Genomic DNA, 13,883 nt, shown 5'->3' on the forward strand with positions numbered 1-13,883 from the left:
CGCGCGCCCCTCGCGCCCGCCGGGCGCACCCGCGCCCCCCACGGCGCCGCCCGCCGTGCCGCCGTCCACGTCCCGCTGTCCGTCTGTCGCCTCTGTCACGCCCGTGTGCTTCCGTTCCCTGCCGCCGTGTGCGCCGTGTACCTCCCCGTACGTCCCGCGTCGCGCGCGTCCCGTACGGTGTCGGTCACGGCCGCCGCGGCACTCCTCCCGCCCGCGGCCTCCGCGTCCGCAATCTACGGGAGGCGGCACCGGCGCCGCTCCTCCGTTCCGGCCAGTGGACGGGTGGGCATAACAACCTTTGTCCCCGTATCGGCGCGGGACACCCCGACGCAGATTGTCACCGGCCCGGTGCCCGGCATACGGTCAGTGGTCGACCACGGCCGCCACCCCCACCGGCCGGTTTCCACCACCGCCCCCCGACCTCCTGCCAGGAGTCCAGTCCCGTGCCCTCTGCCGGTCTCTCCACCCGCCGCGCCGTCCAGCTCACGGCGCTGCTCGCGCTGACGGTCTTCTACGCCGCACAGCTCGCGGGCGCGCTGCTGCCGAACGTGCCGGTCTTCATCGCCGCCTCCGTGGCGGGTCTCGCGCTCGACCTGTACCTCACGCACCAGCAGCCCGGCCTGCTCGCCCTGCTCGGCAAGGTCCGATTCGACGTCACCACACGCCAGTTGCTGCGCGACATGCTCATCGTCATCGGCCTGGTGCGCATCCCCGACGTCCCGCCGGACATCGAGCGTCCCCTCACCCTGCTGCTCCTCGCGGCGTACGCGGCGCACTTCCTGTGCCAGGCCGTCGCCCAGTTCGTACGCCGCAGCCGTACGCTCCCGATCCTCACGCGCAACATCGACGCCTCCGACCTGCGTCTGACCATCGCGCCCCCGCGTCTGCTGGCGCGGCAGCCGAGCCGCCGTCTGCTGCGGTTCGCCATCCCCGGCACCGTCGGTCTGATGCTGAGCGCGTCCCTGTCCTCCGAGGTGTGGGGCATTCTCGGCGTCGGCCTGAGCATCGCGCTGTCGCTGGGCGGTGCCGTGTATCTGGGCACCTGGATGCTGCCGAAGAAGCGGCACGCGAACGAGCAGCAGGCGCTGGCCTGGCTCGACCGCTGGCTCGCGGCGTACAAGCCGACGGTCGGCATGTACTTCTCGGGCGGCACCACGTCCGCGTACCAGGCGAACATGTGGCTCTCCACGGTCGCCCAGCTCGACGGCAACCCCATCATCGTGCTGCGTGAGCGCTTCATGGTGCAGAAGATCGAGGCGACGGACATCCCGATCATCTGCATCCCGAAGGTCGCGCACCTGATGCACCTGGAGCACTCGACGCTGAAGGTGATGCTGCACCCCGCGAACTCCGGCAAGACCTCGCAGGTGCTGCGCATCCCCACCGTCAAGCACGCGTTCATCAACCACGGCGAGAGCGACAAGCTCTCCTCCTGCAACCCGTACGCGAAGGCGTACGACGAGGTCTGGGTCGCCGGTCCCGCCGCCCGCGAGCGCTACCAGCTCGCCGACATCGGCGTCGACGACCGCGACGTGGTCGAGGTGGGCCGCCCCCAGCTCTCCCCGATCGAGCCGTACACGGGCCCGCCGCAGGGCGCGTACACCACCGTGCTGTACGCCCCCACCTGGGAGGGCTGGACGAACGACCCCGGCAACACCTCGATCATCCTCGCCGGGGAGAACGTCGTCCGGGCGCTGCTGGCGGACCCGGGCGTACGGCTGCTGTACAAGCCGCACCCGATGACCGGTTCGGTCGACCCGCGCGCGGGCGCCGCCAACCTCCGCATCCAGGAGATGATCGTCGAGGCCAACTCGAAGCGTTCCGGTGAGCGCCCCGGCCCCGAGGCCACCGCCGAACTGGAGCGTTGCGCACGCGAGTTGGACGAGCTGACCACCACCGCCTTCCGCCCCGGCGCGGACGAGGTGGAGAAGATGATGCTCCAGTCCACCCCCGAGGCGGACCGTGCCGAGCGGGTGGCCGCGGCGACCGCCGCCTGGGAGGCCGCCAACTGGGCCGCGTTCCCCGAGTGGGAGCACCAGATCATCACCGGTCCGCGGCCGACGATCTACACCTGCTTCAACCAGTCCGACCTGCTCATCTCCGACGTCTCCTCCGTCGTCTCGGACTACCTCAGCAGCGAGAAGCCCTACGCCGTCGCCAACACCAGCGGCCTGGGCGAGAAGGAGTTCCGCGCGGGCTTCCCGACGGTGCGCGCCGCGACCATCCTCGGCCCGGCCGCGGAGGAGATCCCGGCGCTGCTGGAGTCGGTGCGCGACCCGTCGAAGGACACGCTGGCCACCGCGCGCGCCGAGCTGAAGGTCCATCTCCTCGGCCCGTCGGACCCGCCGTCGATGACGCGGTTCAACCAGGCGGTGACCGACCTGTACGACTCGACGGTCGCCCGCAACGAGCGGGTCGCCCGCCGTACGAACGAGATCCCGGGCCAGCGTGAGACGGAGGCCCAGGAGGCGGCGGAGGAAGCCGAGTTGGAGGCCCCGGTGAACGGCGGCACGCCGTCGGACCCGGAGGAGGCCGACCAGGTCACGGCCTGACGCACGTCCCGTACACGCCCGTACGTACCTGGCACGCCCGTACGCGCTCGTACGCCCGAAGGTCCCGGGAGGCCCGCCGCCTTCCGGGACCTTCGCGTGTGCGGGGCACCCCTAGAGGAGATCCCACTCGCGGGAGCGCTCGGTCAGTCTGCGGTGCACGGCCGCCGTGGCCGGATTCGCGGGCCTGCCCGCGCGCACGGCCAGATACAGGGTGTTCAGCGGGCGCACCGCCGGCTGGTGCAGGGTCTCCACCGAGCCCGCCCCGAGGGCCGGTTCGGCCAGATAGCGCGGCAGCACGGACACCCCGGCACCGGCGACCACGGCCGCGAGCACCGTACGCAGATCGGGGACGGTGACCGCGACGGGATTGGGCGGACGGCGGCCGAACTCGCTGCGCCAGTACCGGCGGACGATGGGCAGCTCCTCCCCGTAGGCGACCAGCGGCAGATGCGCCAGCGCGCGTACGGGCTCCGCCGCGAGACGGTCCGGGTCGACCGTACGGGCCAGGCCGGGTGAGCCCACCAACAGGAACTCCTCGTCCGCGAGCGGCGTCGCGACCACGTTCTCCAGCCGGGGGCGCACCGCGGAGACCACGAGGTCGACGCGGGCGGCGGAGAGCGCCGTCAGCAGCTCGTCCGCGAGACCGAGGGTGATCCGCAGCCGGAGCCCGCGCGCGGTGAGCGGGGCCAGCGCGGGGACGACGCGCAGGGCCATCAGATCGGACGGGCCGGCCAGATGCACCGTCCCGGCCGGGTCCTCCTGTCCGGTGCCGTTCTCGCCGGTGCCGAGGGCGTGGTGCAGCTCGTCGAGGTGGGTGCCGATGCGCCGGGCGAGGTCGTAGGCGCGTTCCGTGGGCACGGCGCCGCGGCGTGAGCGCAGGAACAGCGGCTCGCCGATCTGGGCCTCCAGACGGGCGAGTTGGCCGCTGACGGCCGGCTGGCTCAGGCCGCGCCGGGACGCCGCGGCGGTGATCGAGCCGCCCCGGTAGATCTCGAGGAAGGTCGAGAGCAGATCGAGGTCGGGCAGCGCCAACGCAACCCTCCGGTCATAAGAATGCTGATGGACCGGCTCAACTTAGCGGAGGAATTCCGAGGGCCGCAGGTGTTGGACCCGGCGACGGACGGAACACCGGCAAGCCGCGGACAGGACGTCCGCGACGGACCGCGGAGTCGGACGTCTGGGGCGCGGGTGCACGTGCCCCCGTGCACGTCCGGGTGCCGCCCCGTACGCCCGCGTACCGACCGCGTGCCGGTCACAGACCGGCACAACTGCCGGTCATCCACCGGCAGAACGCGCAACGAGAGAGGAAAGCCCGACCATGGCAAGGATTCTGATGGTCGTCTCCGCCGCCGACAGCCTCACGCTGGCCGACGGCTCGTCCCACCCCACCGGCTACTGGGCCGAGGAGGTCGCCGTCTCGCACCGAGTGCTGCGCGAGGCGGGCGTCGACGTGGACGTCGCCACCCCCGGCGGCGCCCGGCCCACCGCCGACCCCGTCAGCCTCGACGAGCGCAGCGGGGCGTCGGAGGAGAGCGCGGCGGAGTTCCGTGCGTATCTCGACTCCCTGGCGGGCGAGTTGGCGAAGCCGCTGGCCCTCGCGGACGTGACGGCCGCCGACTACGACGGCGTGTACATCCCCGGCGGCCACGGCCCCATGGAGGACCTGGCGAACGACGCCGACCTCGGCCGGCTGCTGAGCGCCTTCGACCGGGACGGCAAGGTCGTCGCGGCGCTGTGCCACGGCCCCGCGGGAGTGCTCAGCGCGAGCGGCGCCAGCGGGGAGAGCCGGGACACGGGCGCCGGGTTCGTCTTCTCCGGGCGCAGGCTCACGGTCTTCACCGACGAGGAGGAGCGTGGCGGTGGACTCGGCGAGGTCGTGCCGTACTTCGTGGAGAGCCGGCTGCGGGACCTCGGCGCCGTGATCGACTCCGGCCCGGCCTGGCAGCCCAGGGTCGTGGTCGACGGCAACCTGATCACCGGGCAGAACCCGCAGTCCAGCGCGGAGACCGCGGGCGCGGTCGTCGAGGCGCTCAAGGAGCGCGGCGCCGCCTGACCCACCGGACGGCACCGCGGCGGACCGCACCGCGCCCGCGACGACCGGGAAGCGGGGCGAACTGCCGTTCCCGGGAGGTGAGTTCGCCTCCCGGGGACGGCCCGTCCGCGCCGGTGGGCGTCTGTCCCCCGGGCCTCGCCGGGGGTTCTCCCCCCTTCCGTCCGGGCGGCAGCGGGATGTCCCCGCCGGCCCCGCCCGGACGACGATGCGGGAGTCATCGCGGACGACCGACGGGGGAGACGACGACATGAGTACGCGACCGCAGGAGTTCCACGGGCCGAGCAGGGCCGCACGGACCGCCAGGGCCGTCGCGGCGGGCGTCGCCGTCCTGGCCGTCACCGGCAGCGCCGCTCTCACCGTGGCCTCCGCCCAGGACTCCGGGCGCTCCAGCGCGGGGAGTCCGGCAGGGCTGTGGCGCGTGGACGGCTACGGCACGGTGCTCGCGGTCGGCGAGAAACGCGTGCAGGAGTACCAGACGACCGGGGTGAGCTGTCTGGAGGGCCCGGCGGCGCGGCGTACGGGGGGCCACGGCCGCAGCGCCCGGTATGCGACCGGCGACGGCACGTCCTTCACGCTGCGCTCACGGGCCGGGTCGGCGCACCGGGCGACGATGCGCTGGGAGCAGTCGCCGGGACACCGGGAGCTGCGGCGCATCGAGAGCCTTCCCGAGCGGTGCGACCGCAGCGTCCCGAAGGGACCGGTGGCCACGTTCGACGTCTTCTGGCAGACCTTCGCGGAGAACTATCCGTTCTTCGCGGCCAAGGGCGTCGACTGGGAGGAGGTCCGCGACCGCTACCGTCCGCGTGTGCACGCCGGGACGAGCCGGGCCCAACTCTTCGAGATCTTCCGCAAGATGGCCGCCCCGCTGTACGACGCGCACGTCGCGGTGCTCGCGGGCGAGACCGGCACCTTCGGCCGCGTACGGCCCGGCACCGAGGCGCCCACGCCCGAACTCGACGCCACGGTACGGACGTTCGTCGAGCGGCGCGATCTGAAGGACGGCACGCTACGGGAGTTCGGGAAGGGCAGGATCGGCTACGCGGATCTGCCGGACGGACAGGGCTATCTGCGCCTCTCCGGCTTCGTCGGCTACACCGGCGGCGACTACGCCTCCCAACGGGCCGAGCTGCGGCGGGCGTTGGGCGCCGTCTTCACCGCCGAGCGCACGCGGCGCCTCACGGGTCTGATCGTCGATCTGCGCGTCAACGGCGGCGGTTCGGACAGCCTCGCCCTGGAACTGGCCGGACGTCTCACAGGGCGCCCCTACTTCGCGTACGCCAAGGCCGCGCGGAACGACCCGTCCGACCCGGAGCGCTTCACACGTCCGCAGCCCGTGCACGTACGTCCGGCCGCCGGTGCGCCCCGCTACACGGGCCCGGTCGCGGTGCTGACCGGCGGCTCGACGGTCAGCGCGGGCGAGACCTTCACCCAGGCCCTGATGGAGCGCCCGGACCGTACGGTCCGCATCGGGCAGCCCACACAGGGGGTCTTCTCGGACACGCTGGAGCGGCGGCTCCCCAACGGCTGGAGCGTCATGCTCCCGAACGAGGAGTTCCGTACGCGGCATGGCCGCACCTTCGATGGCACGGGCATCCCGCCGCATCTGACCGAACCGGTCTTCACCGACGAGGAGTTCGCACACGACCGCGACTCGGCCTTCGACCGCGCACGGCGCGAGCTGACCGCAGCACGTGAACGGGGCGGACGGAGCTGAGGAGTTGAGGATCTGGTTGAGGATCTGAGGGCCGGAGGCCGAGGGGCGAGGAGTCGAGAGGCGCGGGCCCGGAGACGAGCGGCGCCGGTTCCGGTTCGTACGGCCCCCGCCCGGCACCCTGACTCCGGAGTCTCCGTACGGCAAACGGAATGCCGCCCATCGGCGGAACACGCCACACCCACCGGTCCGGTCCGCAGGTGAACCGATCTCACGTCCCTATTCTGTGAACGATTCGGCGAGGGAAAAACCCGGGGTGAAAATTCTTCTCCCTTCTGACCCCGTGCTCATGGCCCCGCCGAATCCAGAATGCGGCCCACGTCATCGGAGATCACACACGCATGAACGACCAGAAGAACGCGAACGAATTCCCCCGGCGTCAATTCATCGCGCTCTCGGGCACCCTCGGTGCCACGACGCTGCTGACCGGTGCGGGAGTCGTGGCGGCCACGCCCGCCACGGCGAACCCGGCGCACGCAGGACCGTCGCCCACCCCGTCGTGCCCCACTCCCCCGCCGCCCGGCGGCGCGAACCCCTGTCCGCCTCCCGCGATGCAGTCCCTGTGCGGAGCGCCCACCGACACCGACCCGCTGTGGCAGGACGTCCAGTACTGCACACAGGGCATCGCACCGCCGACCCCGCCGCCGCCCACCTGCTTGAAGGTGACCGCGAACGACGTCGTGCTGCACGGCAGGCCGGAGAACACGCACAACTACCTCCTCCTCCCCTCGTGCCGGATCACGGGCATCGAATGCCCCTTCATCCACACGGACTCGGCGCCGAACTACTGGCGCGACGCATGGGAGAACGCGCGCAGCGGAGGAAGCGTCCCCGTGCAGTACCGGAGTATCGGGCTGGGAATCAACTCGCAGGGTGCCCGCCACTTCAACCAACTGCACATTCATATGGCAGGCGTCATGGACAGCACCCAAAGGCGCCTCCAGGAACTCGAATCCCAGGGCCGTATGGCCACCCAGCCCTCCCAGTGGGCCGCCCCAGGCAACCAGTCGCCGATCACGGGGAATTCGGGTTCGGGCGACCGCGTCTACCGCATCCTCAGACTCCGGGACCTCCAGCAGAACCTCTTCACGCTGCTGTACCGGAACGTGGTGGTCCCGAACTCGCTGAGCATGGCGAACCAGACCATGATCGTGGTCCCGAAGATGACGGCCACCGGATTCGCCGACGCCTTCTACGTCCTCAACAGCGACTCGTCCCTCCACGACGGCACGAGCACATGTGACCATCTGCTCGTGTACAACTGACGGCCGCCCGACGGCAGTTGACCCGAGGGGTGCCGGACATCGCCGGGGTGATCGCCCAACGCCCCCTTGTGCAGGGGCACTTCAGCCCCTGCACGGGGGGGCGGGCCGCACTCTAGACGCGGCGCCAGCGCGCCAGCGCGAAGGAGAACAGCCCGTACAGCGTGACCCCGGCGGCGACGGAGACCAGCAGCCACGGACCGGCCTGTGTCTGCGCGAAGGACTTCAACGCCCCGTCCATGCCCCGCGCTTCGTCCGCGTCGGACGACCACGCCGCCTCCATCGCGAAGACCCCCAGCACGACGAGGACCGCGCCGCGCGCCACCCCGCCGCTCACCCCCAGCACATCGACCCATCGGCGCTGCCGGCGCGGAATGCGCGACATCCGCAACTGGTCGTGGTACTTGCGCCGTACGGCCTGTACGGCACCCCACGCGCCCACCGCCGCCACGGCCAGCCCCGCCCCGCCGACCAGCAACTCCCCTGCGGGCAGGGCGAGAACGCGAGCCGTGATGTCCTGCGACCTGCCGTCGCTGGAACCGCTGCCCTTCTCACCGGAGGCGTACGAGAGCACCGAGACCGCGAGCACCGCGTACAGCACACAGCGTGCCGCCGCCAACAGCCGCTTGTGCGGCTTCCGTCCGCCCTTCTCGGACGCCCCGAAGAGCGCCTCCGTCAGCCGCCACAGCGCCAGCCCGGCCAGCCCGATCCCGACGCCCCACACCAGGAGGCGCCCGAAGGGCTGCTCCGCCAACTGCCGTAGCGCGCCGCCCTGATCGGCCGCCGTACCGCCGCCGTCCCCGACGGCGATGCGCAGCGCGAGCAGCCCCACGAGGACGTACAGCACCCCCTGGGCGACCATGCCCGCCCGTGCGACTGCTTCGAGGACGGTGCTGTCCGCCGCCTGCCGGGCCGTACGGCGCCCGCGTCTCGCCACCGCCGCTGCGTTCATGCTCCCGCCGCCTCCCCGACTCCGCGTCTCTCCTCGACCGGCCCGTCGTCTCGCGGTCCCATCGCGGTCCCTCCCCACTCGTCGCACACCCTCGCGCCCCTCGCGTCAACGCGCGGGCGGCGCAGGGTGAGCGGTTGCCCCGGCCGGGACGGCGGAAACGCGGTTGCCGGACGTACGCGGCCGGGCGCAGGCTCCTGATGTGATCGAGCTGCGCGTACTGACACCGGACGACTGGCGCAGTTGGCGCGCCCTCCGCCTCGCGGCTCTCGCGGACGCGCCGTACGCCTTCAAGTCCCGTCTCTCCGAGTGGCAGGGCCCCGGCGACCGCGAGGAGCGCTGGCGGGACCGGCTGAGCGTCCCCGACGCGTGCGACCTCCTCGCCCTCCTCGACGGGGAGCCCGTCGGCATGGCGGGCGGTACGCCCGGGGCGTCGCCCGGCGAGGCGTGGCTGCGTTCCCTGTGGGTCGGCGCCTACGGGAGGGGACGCGGCGTCGCCGACCGGCTGCTGGACGCCGTGGAGGAGTGGGCCGCCGCGGCGGGCGCCCACGTGCTCCGCCTGTCCGTGATCCCCGGCAACACCCATGCGATCGCGCTCTACCGACGCCACGGCTTCGCGGACACCGGCCGGCCCGGGGACCTGCTCCCGGACGGGCGGCACGAGGTGGTGATGGCGAAGCGGCTGGACGGGACGCCGTGAGGCCGTACGGACCGACGCGCTGAGGGGCCGACGCGCTGAGGGCCAACGGGCTTACGGCGCCGCGCCGTTCAGAAGGGCACCGCCCCGTCCCGGGTGACCGTCGGGACGGACAGCACGGCGTCGAACGCCTCCGGTACGGACAGGCTCTGGACGGCGCTCTGCGTCCTGATCCGCCGGAGCAGCGGCCGCCCCTGCGCGTCGGCGGGCGAGCGGCGCAGATCCGTCAGCGTGACCGCGTCACCGAGACCGGCACCGTCGAGTGCCGCTTCGACGCTGCCGGATCCGGGGTCCGCGAGGCGTGTGTCGACGAGCGTGAAACCGACCCCGCTGCCGGTGTCGGTGTCGGTACCGGCTTCGGTGCCGCCGGCCTCCACCGACATCTCGGGCACATGGTCGTCGGTGTGGGTCAGCGCCAGCGCGCGGTAGTCCTCGCCGAGCGCCAGCCGCAGATGCTGCCCCATCGGCAGCGCGGTGAGGACGCCGTCGAACTCCACGGCCGTCTGCTGGATGTGGTTGTTGTGCGCCATGACGACGACCCGCTCGTGCGGCGCGGCCCGCTCCAGATGCCAGCGCACCGACTCGGCCATGAAGATCTCCCGCACCGACAGATCCATGGGCGAAGTCCGCCCGGAGAGCAGGGAGTTCATCGCCCGGAACATATGGTCCGCATGGCAGGCGGCCTCCACCCCGCGCCGTACGACGTCGAAGTCCCGCCGGCCACGGCACGCCACATGCAGCGGTTCGGCGGCGCGGACACGCAGCAGCAGCCGCGCGAGCCCGGCCGTCAGCGCATCCTGGGCCGCGGTGCCGAGGGCCGCCCACGCGGGCGCGGCGGCGGCACCGGAGGCGGCGTCGCCGAGGAACCCGTCGCTGATCTCCAGCACGGATTCCAGGAGGGGCAGCGCCTCCGGGTCCACCTCGCGCAGGGACCGTGCCACCGGTTCCAGGGCGGGCCGCAACGCTCCCCCGGCCGTGGGCAGATCGATCCCGGCGAACCGCAACGGGTTCGCGCTCGTACGGTTGTGACGGCGCAGCCAGTGCAGGAGGTCCGTCGCGAGCCACACGCTGGAGCCCGGACACACGGCGGCCAACTCGCCCTCGTCGCCCTCGCCTTGGAGCCACGGGTCGAGCGCGAAGCCCTCGCTGAAGCCGAACTCGAAGGCGAGGACGGTGAATCCGCAGCGCTCCGCGAGAAAGCGCAGCACGCGGCGGCGCGCGGCGGAGAACTCCTCGACGAAGTGCGCGCCTTCACCGACGGCGACGACACGCGCGTCCCCGACGATCTCCCGCAGCGGCTCCAGATCGTCGAGCCCCCGACCCGGATCGAGGCTGCTCAGCCTGTGGGCGTGGGCACGGAACCAGTCGGCGAGACGGACGTCGCCGTCCTCCGGCGTCGGCGAGGGACCGGACGAGCCGGTGGACGCGTGGACGGACGGGCGGGAGCGATCGGGCATGGCGAACTCGGCTCTCTGACGGCTGGGTCGGCGCCCCTCGCGGTGGAACGCCGCCGGGCTCACTCGTCGAACGGGTCGAAGTCCTGGTACTCCCCCAGCGCCTCGTCCCGTTCCGCCTCGCGGTCGCGCCGGCGCTGTGCCGCCGGCCGCGTGGTCTCCATGCGGTGGTCCTCGCCGCGGCGGCCGAGCATCTCCGCGCCCGCCATCATCGTCGGCTCCCAGTCGAAGACCACGGCGTCGTCCTCGCCGCCGATGGCGACACCGTCGCCCTCGCGGGCGCCCGCCTTCATCAACTGCTCTTCCACACCGAGGCGGTTGAGCCGGTCGGCGAGATAGCCCACGGCCTCGTCGTTGTTGAAGTCCGTCTGGTGGACCCAGCGTTCGGGCTTCTCGCCCCGTACCCGGAAGAGACCCTCGCCCTCCTTGGTGACGGTGAACCCCGCGTCGTCCACCGCCTTGGGACGGATCACCACACGCGTCGCCTCCTGCTCCGGCCGGGCGGCGCGTGCCGCGTCGACGGCCTTGGCGAGCGCGAACGACAGCTCCTTCAGGCCCTGCCGGGAGACCGCGGAGACGTCGAAGACCTGGTAGCCGCGGGCCTGGAGATCGGGCCGGATGATGTCCGCGAGATCCTGCCCGTCCGGGATGTCGACCTTGTTGAGCACGACGACGCGCGGACGCCCCTCCAGGCCGCCGTAACGGGCGAGTTCGGCCTCGATCACATCCAGGTCGCTGACGGGGTCGCGGTCGGATTCGAGGGTCGCGCAGTCGAGTACGTGGACGAGGACGGAGCAGCGCTCGACGTGCCGCAGGAAGTCCAGCCCCAGGCCCTTGCCCTCGCTCGCCCCGGGGATCAGACCGGGCACGTCCGCGACGGTGAAGACCGACGAACCGGCCGTCACCACACCGAGGTTGGGCACGAGCGTGGTGAAGGGGTAGTCGGCGATCTTCGGCTTGGCCGCCGAAAGGACCGAGATGAGCGAGGACTTGCCCGCCGACGGATAGCCGACGAGCGCCACGTCCGCGACGGTCTTCAGCTCCAGCACGATGTCGCGTGACTCGCCCGGCTCGCCGAGCAGCGCGAAGCCGGGGGCCTTCCGCCGGGGCGAGGCGAGCGCGGCGTTGCCGAGGCCGCCGCGTCCGGCCCGTGCGGCGACGAAGACGGTGCCCTTGCCGACCATGTCGGCCAGCACCTCGCCCTTCTTGTCCAGCACGACCGTGCCGTCCGGGACGGGCAGCACCAGATCCGTGCCGTCGGCACCGGAACGGTTTCCGCCCTCGCCCGGCTTGCCGTTGGTGGCCTTGCGGTGCGGGCTGTGGTGGTAGTCGAGCAGCGTCGTCACATCGGGGTCGACGACGAGGACGACGTCTCCGCCACGGCCGCCGTTCCCGCCGTCGGGGCCGCCGAGCGGCTTGAACTTCTCACGGTGCACGGAGGCACAGCCGTGGCCCCCGTTACCCGCGGCGACGAACAGCTCGACGCGGTCCACGAAGGTGGTCATGTGAAGTGCCTCCAGGCTGAGGGTCGTTGTGCGGTCCACGCCCGCGGCCGGCCGCGGCTCACGGTTGCGGTGCTGACGGTGCGGGGACGTGCGGTGCGGCGGAACGAAGGGAACCGCCAAGGGAATCAAGGGACGGTGCGCCAACGCATCGAGGGCGGACCCGCTTCCCGTACGTACGAACGCTGCGTACGTGCAGGAGCGGCCGTCCGCCCTCGGTGGTGGTGCGCGATGCGTGCCACGGTGCGCTGTCACTCGCAGCGGGCACGCGGCCTGCGCGGCTGATTACTCAGCGGCAGGAACGATGTTCACGACCTTGCGGCCACGGCGCGTGCCGAACTGCACCGCACCGGCGTCCAGCGCGAACAGCGTGTCGTCGCCGCCGCGGCCGACGCCCGCGCCCGGGTGGAAGTGCGTGCCGCGCTGACGGACGAGGATCTCACCGGCGTTGACGAGCTGACCGCCGAACCGCTTCACACCCAGGTACTGAGGGTTGGAGTCGCGGCCGTTCCGGGTGGAGGATGCGCCCTTCTTGTGTGCCATCTCTGCTCAGTCCTTACTTCTTCTTGGCCGGCGTGGGGATGTCGGTGATCTTCAGCGACGTGTGGAGCTGACGGTGACCGATGCGCTTCTTGTAACCGGTCTTGTTCTTGTACTTCTGGATGCGGATCTTGTCGCCCTTGTGGTGGTCGACCACCTCGGCGGAGACCTTGACGCCGTCCAGCACCCACGGGTCGCTGGTGACCGAGTCACCGTCCACGACGAGCAGGGTCGAGAGCTCGACGCGCTCGCCGGCCTTGCTCTCGGAAATACGGTCGACCTCGATGACGTCGCCCACAGAGACCTTCTGCTGGCGACCGCCGGTGCGCACGATTGCGTACACGCGGAACTCTCTCTCGCTCGTCACGGAGCCCCTGACGCCAGCCGCCCGGCGCGGATCCGGCACGGGCGGTGCGAAGACACCGCTGCCCGGCTCCACGGTCTGATCCGAGTGGATTGAGCGGCCTCTCCCGGACTCGCGCCGCGGGAGGGAGTTGCTCAGGAGCGTGGCGCATCCTGTACGACACGCCAGCGGCCAAGGTTACGGGGCGCCGCACACGCTGGTCAAACCGGGTCCACCCGTCCCCGGCCCGCCGGACGGAGCCGCGCCGGAGCCCCAACTCCCCTGCGGGGCACAGGGGTAGAGCCCGCGGGCGGCGTACGGACGGACACGGCTCCGCCCCGTACGGACACGGACCGCGGAGTGCGCGGCGTGCCGTACGGGGCGGAGTACGGGCGCGGTGCCCGGCCGGTCCCCTGCGTCAGGTCCCTGCCGTCACTCCTCGTCGCCGGGAGCGGGTGCCGGCGCGGAGACGGAGGACGGTGCGTCCTGCTCGGCGGCGGCCGTTTTCCGTGTGCCGGCGGACTTCTTGGCGGCGGTCTTCTTCGCCGGCGCCTTCTTGGCCGTCGTCTTCTTCGCGGCGCTCTTCCGCGCGGTCTTCTTGGCGGGGGCCTCGGCCGCCGCCTCACCGTCGCCGTCACCGTCATCGGTACCGGCAGTGGACGTCCCGGACTCGGAAGGCTCCCCTCCGGCTCCGTCGGCCGCCTTGGGCGGACCGGCCGGAGCCGAGACGCTGCGCGTGACCCGGCGCCGCGGACGTGCCGGAGGCGCGGCATCCGTAGCGGACGCGGCCTCGGCCTCCGCGGCCGGTGCCTCGGGCGCA

Annotated in this window: 12 protein-coding genes; 5 read left to right on the forward strand and 7 right to left on the reverse strand. The window is 72.2% G+C overall.

All coding sequences use genetic code 11. The features are described from left to right. Positions 1 to 443: 443 nt before the first annotated feature. On the forward strand, positions 444 to 2,552 hold the full coding sequence (locus AN218_RS00730; RefSeq protein WP_070014476.1) for a hypothetical protein: 2,109 nt from the start codon (positions 444 to 446) through the stop codon (positions 2,550 to 2,552). A gap of 111 nt (positions 2,553 to 2,663) precedes the next feature. Here the strand turns inward: AN218_RS00730 and AN218_RS00735 are convergent, their stop codons facing one another. Further along, entirely contained in the window at positions 2,664 to 3,584 is a 921-nt protein-coding gene (locus AN218_RS00735) for a LysR family transcriptional regulator (RefSeq protein ID WP_244900184.1), read from the reverse strand. Positions 3,585 to 3,870: 286 nt separating this feature from the next. Here AN218_RS00735 and AN218_RS00740 point away from each other — a divergent pair, with 286 nt between their 5' ends. The 3 genes from AN218_RS00740 (at position 3,871) to AN218_RS00750 (ending at position 7,581) form a co-directional block, all read left to right on the forward strand. Then, a complete protein-coding gene (locus AN218_RS00740) occupies positions 3,871 to 4,605 on the forward strand; it encodes a type 1 glutamine amidotransferase domain-containing protein (protein WP_070014477.1) in 735 nt (244 codons plus the stop codon). 247 nt (positions 4,606 to 4,852) lie between these two features. Then, on the forward strand, positions 4,853 to 6,319 hold the full coding sequence (locus AN218_RS00745) for a S41 family peptidase (protein WP_079131696.1): 1,467 nt from the start codon (positions 4,853 to 4,855) through the stop codon (positions 6,317 to 6,319). Positions 6,320 to 6,657: 338 nt separating this feature from the next. Beyond that, positions 6,658 to 7,581: a CDP-diacylglycerol diphosphatase gene (locus tag AN218_RS00750; RefSeq protein ID WP_244900185.1), complete on the forward strand. Its 924-nt coding sequence runs from the start codon at positions 6,658 to 6,660 to the stop codon at positions 7,579 to 7,581. Between the two features lie 112 nt (positions 7,582 to 7,693). Here AN218_RS00750 and AN218_RS00755 read toward each other — a convergent pair whose 3' ends face one another. Further along, positions 7,694 to 8,530 (reverse strand): DUF1206 domain-containing protein, encoded by an 837-nt coding sequence (locus tag AN218_RS00755; protein WP_070014478.1) that lies wholly within the window; start codon positions 8,528 to 8,530, stop codon positions 7,694 to 7,696. Positions 8,531 to 8,729: 199 nt separating this feature from the next. Between AN218_RS00755 and AN218_RS00760 the strand changes: the two genes are divergently transcribed. Next, positions 8,730 to 9,227 (forward strand): GNAT family N-acetyltransferase, encoded by a 498-nt coding sequence (locus tag AN218_RS00760; RefSeq protein ID WP_070014479.1) that lies wholly within the window; start codon positions 8,730 to 8,732, stop codon positions 9,225 to 9,227. A 68-nt stretch (positions 9,228 to 9,295) separates the two neighbouring features. On the opposite strand, the gene AN218_RS00765 is transcribed toward AN218_RS00760, so the two are convergent. The 5 genes from AN218_RS00765 to AN218_RS36305 form a co-directional block, all read right to left on the reverse strand. After that, positions 9,296 to 10,681: an erythromycin esterase family protein gene (locus AN218_RS00765; protein WP_079131697.1), complete on the reverse strand. Its 1,386-nt coding sequence runs from the start codon at positions 10,679 to 10,681 to the stop codon at positions 9,296 to 9,298. 59 nt (positions 10,682 to 10,740) lie between these two features. Next, entirely contained in the window at positions 10,741 to 12,183 is a 1,443-nt protein-coding gene (obgE, locus tag AN218_RS00770) for a GTPase ObgE (RefSeq protein ID WP_070014480.1), read from the reverse strand. Positions 12,184 to 12,465: 282 nt separating this feature from the next. Continuing rightward, positions 12,466 to 12,723 carry a 50S ribosomal protein L27 gene (rpmA, locus tag AN218_RS00775; RefSeq protein WP_055484987.1) on the reverse strand — a complete coding sequence of 86 codons (258 nt, stop codon included), beginning with the start codon at positions 12,721 to 12,723 and terminating at the stop codon, positions 12,466 to 12,468. A gap of 13 nt (positions 12,724 to 12,736) precedes the next feature. Continuing rightward, the gene (gene rplU, locus AN218_RS00780) at positions 12,737 to 13,063 is read right to left on the reverse strand and encodes a 50S ribosomal protein L21 (RefSeq protein WP_070014485.1); all 327 of its coding nucleotides are present in this window, start codon (positions 13,061 to 13,063) and stop codon (positions 12,737 to 12,739) included. Between the two features lie 432 nt (positions 13,064 to 13,495). Continuing rightward, on the reverse strand, positions 13,496 to 13,883 hold a 388-nt coding region (locus tag AN218_RS36305; RefSeq protein WP_216311701.1), incomplete at its 5' end, for a hypothetical protein.

Source organism: Streptomyces nanshensis, from assembly GCF_001751255.1.
Classification (GTDB): domain Bacteria; phylum Actinomycetota; class Actinomycetes; order Streptomycetales; family Streptomycetaceae; genus Streptomyces; species Streptomyces nanshensis_A.

What these genes read in the sequence shown, in the direction of transcription:
- AN218_RS00740 (WP_070014477.1), top strand. Translation starts at nt 3,871, where the DNA reads ATGGCAAGGATTCTGATGGTCGTCTCCGCCGCCGACAGCCTCACGCTG.
- AN218_RS00745 (WP_079131696.1), top strand. Translation starts at nt 4,853, where the DNA reads ATGAGTACGCGACCGCAGGAGTTCCACGGGCCGAGCAGGGCCGCACGG.
- AN218_RS00750 (WP_244900185.1), top strand. Translation starts at nt 6,658, where the DNA reads ATGAACGACCAGAAGAACGCGAACGAATTCCCCCGGCGTCAATTCATC.
- AN218_RS00755 (WP_070014478.1), bottom strand. Translation starts at nt 8,530, where the DNA reads ATGAACGCAGCGGCGGTGGCGAGACGCGGGCGCCGTACGGCCCGGCAG.
- AN218_RS00765 (WP_079131697.1), bottom strand. Translation starts at nt 10,681, where the DNA reads ATGCCCGATCGCTCCCGCCCGTCCGTCCACGCGTCCACCGGCTCGTCC.
- obgE (WP_070014480.1), bottom strand. Translation starts at nt 12,183, where the DNA reads ATGACCACCTTCGTGGACCGCGTCGAGCTGTTCGTCGCCGCGGGTAAC.
- rpmA (WP_055484987.1), bottom strand. Translation starts at nt 12,723, where the DNA reads ATGGCACACAAGAAGGGCGCATCCTCCACCCGGAACGGCCGCGACTCC.